Genomic DNA, 12700 nt, shown 5'->3' on the forward strand with positions numbered 1-12700 from the left:
CCGGAACGTTGTTCGGTTGGCGTCGCTGCTAATCCCCGGCGATGCGAATCAGGCCGGGTAGATTGAGGTAAGTGATGGTTTTGCGGTTCGGCATATCGATCAGCCCCTTGGCCTTGAACTCAGCCAAGGTGCGGCACACGGTTTCCAGCGAGGTGCCGACGTGATCGGCAATATCGGCGCGCGGGATCATCATCAACAGCGCATGCGGCCGCTTTGGATCGGTCGGCAGATGGCGGCGGATGCGCAGCAGGAACGCGGCGATCCGGGCGACGCTGTTCTTCTGGCTCATGGTCACCACCAGCGACAGCGTGTCGGTCAGAACCTGATGGGCACCGCAAGGTTCGCCAGACTGGCAGATCGATGCGACCGGCGAGCGCACCACGCGGCAGTTGGTCACTGCCTCCGCGGTGAATTGTTGGCAGGACGCCTGCGTGGGCCTGACCACGTCGCCCGGCCAATAAAAAGCCAGGATTTGCCGGTTTCCATTCTCCAGCAAGCGGACCGCACGCACCACCCCTTCGACGATCAAGATCTTGTCGGCGTGGTGATCGCCTTCCCAGAACAGGGCGCGGCCACGGGGCAGCAGCGAGGTTGGGGGGGAACGGACCTCACTGCAGGTGCTAATGGGTGGAACAACCCGGCGCGGGTAGGTGGAGATCGACGGAGCCATCAACGTTGACATGAACGCAGCCCTCAACTTTCGACTGCACCCACGCTGACACACTCACCTGATTTGCATAACTGCGCGCATGATCTAAGCGCCTGCATGTTCCTCTTAGGCCAGTTGGCCTAGTTCATGTAGCGCGAAAACTAGTCGTCAGCGTGATAGAAGGCGGGTTCCGCATCACTTGGCGGCAATCAGCACGCCGAATGTGCTCATCACGGCACGATTCGCAGGCATTTCGGCGATCGAAAACTCCGCGTGACGGTCTAACGAGGTTGCTGCCGGGGCGCGCAGTTGTACGTGCGATTTGCACTCGCCGACAGCTTGCTCCATTCTGTGATCAGCAAGCGTTTACAAGCCGTGAACATCGCCGCTCATCGACATTGCCCACGTCGATGCTGTTGAAGCGATGATGGCGAGCCGACCCGATCGACCGGAGGATGACGATTTGCTCGCAGCCATCCGCAAGTTGAGGCATCACGCGCCGCCAACGCGCGCCGCGCTGCTGGTTTCAGCGACGATCGTGCCGATGCGGGCCGCGATCATCGCCTGCAAATTCGGCCTCGCGATCTTCATCGGCCGTTATCTCGACCTCGCCTCGCTCGGTCTGTACGGCCTGTTTGCCGGCGCGATTGCGATCACCCCGGTGGTGGTCAGCATGGGGCTGGTGCATGTCATCATGCGCGAAGCGGTGACGCTGCCGCGCAACCAGCTCGTCAATCATTTGCGTCATTATTGGCTGTTTGTGGTCGCGGTCTATGGCGTGCTGCTGGTGCTGACGGGGCTCGCCGTTGCGCTGCTTGGCGCGTCATCGCTGTTGATCCTGGTGCTGCTGATCATCCTGTTCGAGCATCTCGGCAACGACGTGTTCCAGCTGTTCACCAATCTGGAACTGCCGGTGATCGCCAATGTCAGCGTGTTTCTGCGCGGGGCCGCGTGGATTTTGGTCTATGTGCCGCTGGCGATTTTCATCCCGGAACTGCGCAACATGGCCGCGTTGCTCAGCTTCTGGCTGGCTGGCAGCATCGCGTCATTCCTGCTGTTCGTCTGGGCGAGCCGCGGCTGGCCGTGGCGGGCGACATTCGCCATGCCGTTCCACAGCAGCTTCATCTGGCTGACCATCAAACGCTCCTTTGTGATCTATCTCAGCGATCTCGCCTTCATCGGCAGCCAGTTCATCGATCGCTATCTGGTGACGCTGTTCCTCGGGCTGGAACTGACGGGCGTGTATTTCCTGTATTGGTCGGTGGCGAATGCGGTGACCACGCTGGTCAGCATCACGACGCTGCAGGTGCAGCGGCCGCGTTTGATCAAGGCGCATCATGAGGGCGGCGCAACCAGCCATCGCGATCAGACCGTCACTTTTCTCAAAATCACGGCGCTGACGACCGCAGCCTTCATCGTTGCGGCTGGCGGGGCGTTCCTGTTGATTCTGCCGATCTTGAAACAGCCGGCGGTCGGCGATCATCTCGGCGCGTTCTGGCTGATCATGGCTGGCATGGCAGCGCGCAATCTCGCCGATTTCGGCGCGATGGTGCTGTTTACCGCGAGGCGCGACGGCATCATGACCGTGACCAACGTGGTCGCTGTGGTGGCACTGGTCGCCGCCCAGTCCGCGCTGTTGCCGCTGGCCGGGCTGCGTGGCGCTGGCGCGGCGATCCTGCTGACATTCTCGGCGATCGCGATCTGGCGCTTTGTGCTGGTGTTCGGCGCCTGGCCGAAGGCTCAGGTCGCGGCGCCCGGCAACGCCTGAGCTGGTTTTTTCGATTGCAGATGGGAGAGAGCCGATCGCGATGGCCAATCGGCTGTGAAGTTGGCGCTTGGTTTCCGACGATAAATTCAACGGCCAGACAAAGCGAGAGCCGCGGGTCTGTTGGCGATCAGAACCGCAGCTGTCTACATGCTGGACGCGCGCACGCTGCCCATGCCTTTGATTAAGAAACGTTTGCTCTTGAAGCGCGGCGCGGTCTGTGTGGTCGAGCGGATCAATTTGGCCGCAATGAAGGCGGCTTCGGTGCGGTTGCGGGCGCCGAGCGCGCGCAACAACGCGGCGGTGTGGATCTTGGTGGTGCCCTCGGCAATGTTCAGATGCCGAGAGATTTCCTTGTTCGACATGCCTTGCGCGATCAGCGGCAGAATATCGTTCTGGCGGCGCGTGAGCCTCAGCGTCTCCAGCTCGATGTTCAACGCCGACGGCTCGTCCGACAAGCTGCCGTGCCCGTCAGCGAGCCAGCGCGGCACGTAGATACGGCCCGACAGCAGATCAGTAATCGCGGTCAAAAGTTCGTCGTCGCTCTGCAGCTTGTGAACGAAGCCGTGGAAACCGGCCGACAAGCAGGACAAAACGTCGGATCTTGTATTGGAGGCTGACATCACTGCGAACCGGGTTTCAGGCCGCAGTGCCAGAGCTTCTTTCAGCAATTCCAAGACGCGGAAATTCAAGCACGCTGCGTCAACGAGTATCAGATCATAATAGTGATTGGTGGCGAACCGCTCCGCCCCCGAAGCTTCAAAGACTGTGGCTCTTTCGATCTTCTTCTCAATCAGCTCGCGGAGACCGCTACGATATACGCCGTGTTCGTCGATCAATAAGATCACTGACACGATACGACCCTCAAAGTTAGCCCCCAATGAACCGAGTTGAAATAGCCCCTCTTTGAATTCCCGGTTCACGACGCGGGAAAAATGGTGTCCATCGAAAACGCCGCTTCTGATCATTGGAAGCAACACAAAATTCTAGTCACATTTGTCGAAAGGTTGCAAGACGTCGCTCGCGCGAAGCGCTGCGTCTCACTACCCGAGTGATGCGAAACCGCAGATACTTTCGACGAATAGTTAATCACGGCTCCTGAAACAAACCGTAACACCAGAAACAAATTACTTCGTCAGCTATGCATTGTTGGTCTGCCGAGTGATTAGTAGCAGTGACTGTAAAATGATCGACGTCCTCCAGGCGAACGGGATGCGGCGTGTCGCCTGCTCTTTGGCCGTTTTGCGAGAAAATCAGCCGTTTCGTCTGCACGTGCAGCGTGTGCTCTCGGACAGATGCGTCCGCAGGGTGCCAGGTTCGCCGTGATTGCTCGTAGTTCTACGGGAACAGCGGTCACAATTGCCGGAGCGTGGAACTAAACCCAAATCGCCGGAACTGCATAGCTGTCCCGGCGAGTCGTGATGCTAATTAATCGTCATGGTATCAGTGCGCCGTTGCGGTTGCTCCTTTGAAAATAGTTGCGCGCGGAACGGTCGCTGGCGTCACCAGCGGGATCACGTCGTCGACCGGCGTCCACAGCAGCTGCGGATCGAGCTGGTGGGTTTGCCGCAGGTGGCGAAGCTCTGACAGGCGCGTGAAAGGCGCCGCATTGAAGGTCGCTTCATCGAGTTGAATGCGATCGAACACCGTCTTCAATTGCTGCGCGCCGCGCTCCGCGCTCCATTGGCACATGAAGCCCGGCATGTGCTGGCGGATTTTTTCGAACGAGACCCGATAGCTGCGATTGTCGCCGCCGCTGCTGCCATAAGAGATTTCGCAGCCGGGGAAGGTGCGGTTCACCACCTCGGCGATCTCGCGCACGATGTAGTTCTGCGCGTCGTCACCGACATTGAACGCTTCGCCGCACACCGCCTCGCGCGGTGCTTCCAGCGCGCACAGGATCGCCTGGCAGATGTCGTCGATATGGACCAGCGGCCGGCACGGGGTGCCGTCGCTCATCACGCGAATCTGTTTTGTGGTGTAGGCGACGCCCGCGAGATTGTTGAGCACCAGATCGAAACGCTGGCGCGGCGAGGCTCCGAACGCGGTCGCATTGCGCAGGAAAACCGGGGTGAACCGGCTGTCGATCATTGCGCTGAGATCGCGCTCGACCAGCACCTTGCAGCGGGCATAGGCGGTCTGCGGATTGAACGCCGAGGTCTCGGTCTTCATCTCGGAGCCTGCGGCGCCATAAATGCTGCAGGACGACGCATAGATGAATCGGGACACGCCGGCCGCTCGGCACTTGCGCGCGAATTCGATCGAGCCGCGATGGTTGATCGCCATCGTGATCTCCGGATCATTCTCGCCGAGCGGGTCATTGGACAATTCGGCGAGATGCACCACCGCGTCGAAGCCAACGAGGTCCGATTGCTTGATCTGGCGGACATCGCGGGTGATCACCATCGGCCGGGTGCGGCGGTCGTCAAACAGCCAGCCGCGGCGATACAGACCGGTGTCGATGCCGGTGGCGGCGTGGCCACAGCCAAGCAGCTTCGGGCCCAGCACCGCGCCGATATAGCCGTCTGCTCCAGTGTACAGAATACGCATGGTCGATCCTCACGAAATCGGCGAAGTGACGAGAGCGGGTTGAGAGTTTTGCGGCGCCGGCCGGTCCCAGACACGCCAGGGCGGATTGCCGCCGTCCCATTGTTCCTGCAGCACAGCCTTGTCGCGCAGCGTGTCCATGTTCTGCCAGTAGCCGTGGTGCCGATAGACCGCGAGCTGATCCTGATCGATCAGCCGCGCTAGCGGTTCGGATTCCCAACTGGTGGCATCGCCATCGATCATGTCGAGCGCTTCCGGCTCGATGACGAAGAAGCCGCCATTGATCACCTGGCCATCGCGCGCGTCCTTCTCTCGGAAATGCGCGGCGCGCGGTCGATCGGACGACAGATTGATGGCGCCGAACCGCCCGGGCTGCTGCACGGCGGTCACCGTGGCGAGCGCGCCCTGCTGATGGTGGAAGTTGATCAGTTCGCGAATGTTCACGTCGCCGACGCCGTCGCCATAGGTCATGCAGAAGGTCGAATTGCCGAGGAAGTCGCGCACGCGCTTCAGGCGGCCGCCTGTCATGCTCTTTTCGCCGGTGTCGACCAGCGTGACCTTCCACGGTTCGGTGGAGTTGCGGTGCAGCTCGACGCGGTTGTTCTGCAGGTCGATGGTGAAGTCGGCCTGGTGCGGACGATAATTCAAGAAATAATCCTTGATGATATCGCCCTTGTAGCCGCAGCAGATCACGAAGTCATTGAGGCCGTAATGCGAATAGATGCGCATGATGTGCCACAGGATCGGCCGTCCGCCGATTTCCACCAGCGGCTTGGGCACCACCGTGGTGTGTTCACTGAGCCGCGTGCCGTAGCCTCCGGCAAGGATCACCACTTTCATGCTTCGTCTCCCGCTGTTGCGTTGCTCGTCCACGGCCAGCGCCAGCGGACGGCATGTTGATGCTGCGACAAGTAAGCGAGCGCGGGACCGCCAATTTGACGGCTGTCAACTTTCGATCAGTGAAACCATAGGGCGCCGACAGGCGCTGCGACGCAGCGCGCATCGTCACGACGGCTGATCGAAAATCGCTAGGCGAAGCACCATTCGCGACTTGAGAACCGTCAACTTGGGACGACGTGTTTCCCGCACTGTGACGCAATCGGGCTTCGTACCAATGGGTTCCGTCCCGGGTAGGGGCCGCGGCGACGGATAACGGCGCTGTGTCGGCAGCGGGTGTTGGAGGCACGGAAGGATGATGAAGCAGGAATATCAACTGATCCTCTCGAACATCCTGCCGATCCTGATGGGTCGGAAAAAGACCGTGATCGCCACCATCGCCGCGGCGGGCGCGATCGCGATGTTCGTCTATGCCTCGGTGGGCGAGCGCTACGAACCCTATACGCTGATGCGGGTCGGCCAAGGCATCAAGGATCGCTCGATCGGCTCGGCCGGCAGTCCGCTCGGCGAGGGCGTTGACCTGGTCAGCCGCATCGACTCGCTGGCGCGCATCGTCACCACCGATCACGTGATCAGGTTGGCGGCGAATTCGGTCGGCTTCGATCGGCTGTTCAACGAAAAGGATGCGCCGTGGATCGCCAAGCTGAAATGGCGGGCGATCAGAACCGCCGATGACGGTCTCGATCAGAAAGACGCCAGAGATCAGGCAGCGATCTCGGCGCTGCGCGATCTGATCTCGACCAAGGCGGAAGGCAAGTCCGATCTGCTGCGCATTTCGTTCCGCTATCCGGACGCTGTGATTGCCACCGAGTTCTTGAACGCGCTCGCCAATGGCCTGGTGGCCACCCAGGCCGATCTGATCCAGGTGCCGGGCGCCGACGTGTTCTTCCAGGAGCAGTCCAAGCGGCTGGAGCGCGAGGCGGAACGCGCCTCGACCGAGCTGGAAGGCTTTTCCGTCGGAGCCGCGATCTATTCGGTGTCCGATCAGCGGCAATTGCTGCTGAAGCGCGCCAATGAGTTGACCGCGCAGGTCGCGACCACGCGCGGCTTGATCGAAGAACGGCGTGGCCAGAAGCAGGCGATCATCGATCAATTGCTGGTGCTGCGGCCGGTCACGCAGTCTCGCACGGTGACCGGCATCGTCGCCACGCTCGGCGGCGTCGAAAGCCGCAACGGCTCGAACGATGTCGGCAACATCCAGAAGTTCGAGGAAGCGCCGCCGCTGCTGCTGGTCAAGGTCTATCAGGACGCGATGAGCTCGCTGCTCAAGATCAATTCCGATCTGAACGGCTCGCTGCAATTGGAAAAGGCGCTCGGCAGTCAGATCGAACAGGTCAATGCCGAGCTGGCGGCGCTGTCGTCCAAGGAAGCGGAATATGATCGGCTAAAGCGCATGCTGACTCGCGCGTCGTCGGCCGCGGATCATTACGCCACCCGCATGATCGAAGAGCAGATCAACGCCGACATCGCCAAGAAGACCCAGCTGTCGAGCGTGCGCGTGGTGCAGGTCGCCGAGCGCATGGCCGAGCCGATTTTTCCGCGGCCGATGCAGCTGGTGCTGCTGGCGCTGATCGGCGGCCTGCTGTGCGGCGTCGGCATCGCCTTGATGCTGGAATTGGCCGCGATCCGCCACCAGCTCGAACTCGACGCGCAAACGGCATTCCCGCAGGCGGGGCGCGGCACGGTGCGCAAGCTGCAAGCCGGTGAGTAGTCGAGTGGCGCGGCGCTCGTCTGACGAACAGATCAATGAAGTGAGGTCGTAATGTTGCATCTCAGAGAGAGCCCGAGCCGGATCACCCCGGTCCATCAGCATGTCGGGCCGCTGGTGACGATTGCGATCCCGACCTTCAACCGCTCGGAGCTGCTGCGTGCCTGCATCGATCGCGTGCTGGCCCAGACCTATCCGCGGTTCGAGCTGCTGATCTGCGACAACGCCTCGGAGGACGATACCGAGCAGATGCTGGCGGGCGTTGACGACGACCGGCTGCGGGTGGTGCGGCACGATACCAATATCGGATTGTTGCCGAACTGGAATTCCTGCGTCGAGCACGCGCGCGGCGACTACATCGTGATCCTGCCCGATGACGACGCGATCGCGCCGCACTTTTTGGAGCGCTGCGTGGACGTGATCAACCAGCATCCCAATCTGCAGCTGGTGGTGTCGCTCAGCGACGTCGAGCTGAAGGAGTTTGGCACCGCGGTGCCGGCGCAGGCCAGCCGCGTGCTGTCCACGGGCGTGCAGGATGGCATCGACGTGCTGATGGAGTTTTTGCGCGGCCGCATCACGGTGACGATGTGCAGCGTATTGATGAAGACTTCGATGTTGCGCGAGCGCGGCGGCATTCCGCAGAATTTTCCGCACACCGCGGACGTCGCGGCCTGGGCGCCGCTGCTGCTGTTCGGGCAAGCGGGCTTTGTCAACGAGACCTGCGCGAGCTTCACCCACCACAATGATTCCGAGACCGGACGGCTCAGCCTGGAGCAGCTGCTCGATGATGGCTGGAAGGTTGCGGACCTGATCTCCGCAGTCGCGGATGAGCGTGTGGCGGATCAGTCGAAGCGCGAGCTGGTGCGGGTCAACGCCAAGCGCTGCTTCGCGCGGCGCGGCATGATCGTGTTGTCCGATCACCGCCGCAATGGCGGCAGTATCAGCAATCTTCTGAACGCGGCGTGGCGCTTCCGCACTCATTTGCGCCATGGCGATCCGGCGTCCGCGGTGCGGCTCGCCGCGCTGCTGATGCTGCCGCGTCCCGTGATCGATCAGCTGCACCGGCTAAAGCACGCCGTCGCGACGCCGTCGGCCTGAGCCGTTACCGGCCAAGTGGCTGTGCTGCTGCGCCGAGCAAGGGACCACGAGCCGATGCCACCCTGGATCTATCTGTCGATCGGACTGCTGCTGGTGGGCGCATTGCTCGGCGGTGTCGGCGTGGTCCGGCAGGCGCTATCGTTCGCCAGTTCAAACATCTCGGCGGGGGCGCTGCAGGACGCGCTGGTGCAAAACACCCCCGGCTTCAGCGAGGGCTATCCGGCCGGCGTGCCGCGCGCCTTCGAATGGTGCAGCGGCGCCTATCGTCCCGGCGGCAACGCCGCGCCGCCGCCGGACTTCAGCGCCGTCACTGGCTGGGGCCAGGTGTACCGGATGTATGGCGCCACAGTGGCGCCGAGCCCGCAGGCCCGGATCATGATCGCCAATTTCCGCACCTATGTGCGGCTCAGTTCCACGCAGCAATGGGTGCTGGTGCAGAGCCAGGCCAATGACGCCATCGCCGGCGGTCATTTCGTCGCCGACTTCGCCGGCAACCGCGCGATCGAGATGGCGATCGAGCGTGCGCCCGACGGCGCGGTGACGATCGGCGCCCCGCCGCGCGGCTACAACAGCCATTTCTGGCTGGCCAGTCGCGGCACCTACGCCCCGGGCAGTGTCAACGCGGTCTATGTGCAAATGGAGATCAAGGCCGCTGACGCCGAGCCGGCGCTGGTCGCCAATGTCGGCGCCGACTGGTGGCGCGATGCGCGCGCCGACTATGTCGCGGGCTTTAGTAACAATCCGGGGGCCGGGATGAGTAACTGGATCACGCTGTCGTCCGATTGGACAGTGCTGCGATTCTATTCGGGCGCGACCGATGCGTTTATCGCCGATCCGCCGCCGCCGCTGCGCGGCGCCACCATCGCGCCATTATCAGGCGGCAAGCGCCACCAAACTAACACAGTGCCGCCCTGCTTGGTGACGAATCACCGTGGTGCGCCTTAGTCGCGGTGTTCCAGCCGTGCTGATGATTAGTTCCATCCTGTTCCGGCTAACGACTTTTGGATGATGACCGTCAGGCGCAGATAGTCGCCGGGCGGCGCTCTCTTTGGCGTTAACATCCTCAATCACCGACAAAAATCGCGATGTGCGGAACGCGCGCGCCAGCAGCGCGGCGACATGTCTCACGGGCGTTGGGATTAGTACGGACGCCCCACACCACATTGCCGACAACATCAAGCATCACTCAACGCTCCGGGCGAACGAACGCGGGGACATTGCACCGCGGCTGCTGATTCGGTCGCGGCGCCAAGCACTGGAGCTAAAATGGCAACTTCAATGTCAGAGATCATCAAGCAGAATACCGTCGGCTTCAGCGACGGTTATCCGGTGGGGGTGCCGGAGAGCTACAGCTGGTACCAAGGTTTGTATAAGCCGGTCGGCTATAACGGGCCGCCTGGAGACTTCACGTCTGTGTTGGGGTGGGGACAGGTCTATCAGAAGGCTGGCGCGCCTGCCTATAGCAACGCCAACGCCAAGGTTGAAGTCGCCAACGCCCGGACCTGGGTGCATCTCAAGGCCACCGGCGATTGGGTGCTGGTGCAGGATCAGGGGCCGATGAAGCTTGAGGGCGGTCATTTTGTGACCGACTTCGCCGGCAATGCTGGTTCGACGATGAACGTCGCCAATTCCGGAAGCACCGCGCAATTCGCGGCTCCCCCCAATGGCTACAATGATCATTTCTGGCTTGGTTCGCGAGGCGAATACGCGCCCGGTACCGTCGATGCCGTCTATGTGCAGATGGATATGCGGGTCACCGATCCGAATGTGAGCCTGGTCGCTAATATCGGCGCCGATTGGTGGCGCACGCCATCGGCGCCCTATGTCGACGGTTTTAGTAACAACCCTGGCGCCGGCATGGGCAATTGGGTGGAACTGTCCACCGATTGGTCGACGCTTGGCTTCTATTCGAGCAGCACCGCGGTGTTTCAAGCCGATCCGCCGCCCGGACTGTTCGATGCCGGTGCGATCGCGACGCCGAAAGTGCTGTCGTTTTCGCCGGACAGCGACACGGTCGGCGATGGCATCACCACCGCAACCGTGGTCAAGCTCGAGGGTTCTGCTCAGGCCGGCAGCACCGTGACGGTGTTCGACGGCACCAACAAGATCGGCACGGCGACGGCCAACTCATCGGGGGCGTGGAGCTTCCAGACTGGCGAATTGTCGAAGTCGACGCACAGCTTCACGGTCACCGCCAAGGATGCCGCCGGCAATGTCAGCGCCAAGTCGCAGGCTTTGAATGTCACGGTGCAGGCGGCCGGCACGCCGGGGCCGGTGAATCCCCCGACGACGCCGACCGGAGACAATCTGGTGGTGAACGGCTCGTTTGAAACGACGCCGACCGCGGTCAATTCCGGTAGCTGGGGTGCGTTCAACAACATCCAGGGCTGGACCGCGATCACCGGCGGCACCATCGAGCTGTGGAATAACCTCAACGGCGTGAAGGCCACCAACGGCTCGAATTTTGGTGAGCTCGATTATCTCGGTGCCCGTGACGGTTTCTATCAGGACATCAAGACGGCCAAGGGCCAGACCTATGACCTGTCGTTCGACGCGCGTTCGCGTCCGGGCTTCACATCGTCCACCACCACCATCGAGGTGTTGTGGAACGGTTCTGTGGTGGCGACCGTGCCGCCCGGCGCTGACTGGCAGGGCTATCAATTCAAGGTGGTCGGTACCGGTGGCGCCGATCGACTGACATTCCGTGAGGCGGCCAATCAGGGCGCGGACGGTCTCGGCGCGCTGTACGACAATGTCAGGCTGGTCGCGGCCAAGACCGGGACGACACCGCCGCCCGTCACCACGCCTGAGCAGCCGACCACGCCGGTCGCGACCAATCTGTTGGTCAATGGCTCGTTTGAGAACACGCCGAGCGCGGTCGATTCCGGGCGCTGGGCGGGCTTCAGCAGCATTCCGGGCTGGACCGCGCTGACCGGCGGCACCATCGAGTTGTGGAACAACCTCAACGGCGTGAAGGCCTCCGACGGCGCGAAATTCGGCGAGCTCGACTATCTTGGCGCGCGCGACGGCTTCTATCAGGACGTCAAGACCGCGAAGGGGCAGAGCTACGATCTGTCGTTTGACGCACGGTCGCGGCCGGGCTTCACCTCGTCCACCACCACCATGGAAGTGCTGTGGAACGGTGAGGTGGTGGCCACCGTACCGCCTGGAGCCGATTGGCAGAACTACCAGTTCAAGGTGGTCGGCACTGGCGGATCTGATCGGCTGACGTTCCGCGAGGCCGCCAACCAGGGCGCCGACGGTCTGGGCGCTCTCTATGATAACGTCAGCCTGGTGGCGTCGTCGTCCACGGCGAGCGCGACGCAAACGTTTGCCACGCAATCGGTCGCCACTTCGTCGGTCACGACCTCGGCGTTGGCCACCCAGCCGGTGACGTCATCGATCAACGTCGCGCCGCAGGCGGCATCGATCACCACCACTAGTTCGGCGCTGACTGAGACCAGCCCGGCCACCCGGCCGAGCTTGACCCAGGTGACCGCCAGCAGTGCGGGGGTGGCGTCGATCGACCGCGCGATCGACCTGATGTCGCAATATTCGGCATCGCGCGTGGGCGCTCTGTCGGTGTCGACCTCGACCAGCAGCTATCGGCCGGCGCCGAGCCTGACCGACGCTCTGGTGCTGCCGCAGGTGTGATCCACAAAAACGAGCCGCCGCCCGCGCTGGTCGTGGGCGGCTTCTTCTTGTGGCGCGTCGAGTGGCGCGTGGCTCGGACGGCCGGCCGGCCCGTCGCCAGCTCCGTTCGCCGGGCGAAGTTAATTGATCGAGCGCGCCGCCGGTTAACCTCGCATCAAGCTTAAGATGGTCTTAATGGCGGATGGCCTTAATGGCTTAAGTTCAGCACTGGCGTGGTCGAGGGGTATGGCAACACAACGGATTTCTCTCCGATGCAGCGCTGCCATGGCCTTGCTGCTGTTGTGCAGCGCCGCGGCGCCAGTGTCGGCGGACACCATTGAGGCGGCGTTGGTGCGGGCCTATCAGAGCAATCCGCAGCTCAATGCGCAGCGCGCCTCGGTGC

10 protein-coding genes and 1 pseudogene are annotated in these 12700 nt (G+C 62.3%); 6 read left to right on the top strand and 5 right to left on the bottom strand.

Annotation, left to right across the window (positions count from 1 at the left end):
• Nucleotides 1-28: 28 nt before the first annotated feature.
• Entirely contained in the window at nucleotides 29-682 is a 654-nt protein-coding gene (locus BJ122_RS17440) for a Crp/Fnr family transcriptional regulator (protein WP_110782457.1), read from the bottom strand.
• A gap of 162 nt (nucleotides 683-844) precedes the next feature.
• A complete protein-coding gene (locus BJ122_RS19350) occupies nucleotides 845-997 on the bottom strand; it encodes a hypothetical protein (protein ID WP_181418986.1) in 153 nt (50 codons plus the stop codon).
• 115 nt (nucleotides 998-1112) lie between these two features.
• Between BJ122_RS19350 and BJ122_RS17445 the strand changes: the two genes are divergently transcribed.
• Complete coding sequence (locus BJ122_RS17445; protein WP_245407781.1) at nucleotides 1113-2417, top strand: lipopolysaccharide biosynthesis protein; 1305 nt, start codon at nucleotides 1113-1115, stop codon at nucleotides 2415-2417.
• Nucleotides 2418-2560: 143 nt separating this feature from the next.
• On the opposite strand, the gene BJ122_RS17450 is transcribed toward BJ122_RS17445, so the two are convergent.
• The 3 genes from BJ122_RS17450 to rfbF form a co-directional block, all read right to left on the bottom strand.
• The gene (locus BJ122_RS17450; RefSeq protein WP_245407782.1) at nucleotides 2561-3337 is read right to left on the bottom strand and encodes a LuxR C-terminal-related transcriptional regulator; all 777 of its coding nucleotides are present in this window, start codon (nucleotides 3335-3337) and stop codon (nucleotides 2561-2563) included.
• Between the two features lie 520 nt (nucleotides 3338-3857).
• Nucleotides 3858-4964: an NAD-dependent epimerase/dehydratase family protein gene (locus BJ122_RS17455; protein WP_110782459.1), complete on the bottom strand. Its 1107-nt coding sequence runs from the start codon at nucleotides 4962-4964 to the stop codon at nucleotides 3858-3860.
• A 9-nt stretch (nucleotides 4965-4973) separates the two neighbouring features.
• The gene (rfbF, locus tag BJ122_RS17460; protein ID WP_110782460.1) at nucleotides 4974-5801 is read right to left on the bottom strand and encodes a glucose-1-phosphate cytidylyltransferase; all 828 of its coding nucleotides are present in this window, start codon (nucleotides 5799-5801) and stop codon (nucleotides 4974-4976) included.
• Nucleotides 5802-6156: 355 nt separating this feature from the next.
• Here rfbF and BJ122_RS17465 point away from each other — a divergent pair, with 355 nt between their 5' ends.
• From BJ122_RS17465 to BJ122_RS19930, 5 genes and pseudogenes are all read left to right on the top strand, one after another.
• Nucleotides 6157-7569, top strand: coding sequence for a GumC domain-containing protein (locus BJ122_RS17465; protein WP_110782462.1), 1413 nt, complete (start codon nucleotides 6157-6159; stop codon nucleotides 7567-7569).
• A gap of 51 nt (nucleotides 7570-7620) precedes the next feature.
• Nucleotides 7621-8664: a glycosyltransferase family 2 protein gene (locus tag BJ122_RS17470; RefSeq protein ID WP_110782464.1), complete on the top strand. Its 1044-nt coding sequence runs from the start codon at nucleotides 7621-7623 to the stop codon at nucleotides 8662-8664.
• 54 nt (nucleotides 8665-8718) lie between these two features.
• Nucleotides 8719-9609, top strand: coding sequence for a hypothetical protein (locus tag BJ122_RS17475; RefSeq protein WP_110782466.1), 891 nt, complete (start codon nucleotides 8719-8721; stop codon nucleotides 9607-9609).
• Between the two features lie 333 nt (nucleotides 9610-9942).
• The gene (locus tag BJ122_RS19355; protein ID WP_181418988.1) at nucleotides 9943-12318 is read left to right on the top strand and encodes an Ig-like domain-containing protein; all 2376 of its coding nucleotides are present in this window, start codon (nucleotides 9943-9945) and stop codon (nucleotides 12316-12318) included.
• 225 nt (nucleotides 12319-12543) lie between these two features.
• A pseudogene (locus BJ122_RS19930) lies at nucleotides 12544-12700 on the top strand (TolC family outer membrane protein); the annotation flags it as partial.

The sequence above is a fragment of the Rhodopseudomonas faecalis genome (genome assembly GCF_003217325.1).
Taxonomy (GTDB): domain Bacteria; phylum Pseudomonadota; class Alphaproteobacteria; order Rhizobiales; family Xanthobacteraceae; genus Rhodopseudomonas; species Rhodopseudomonas faecalis.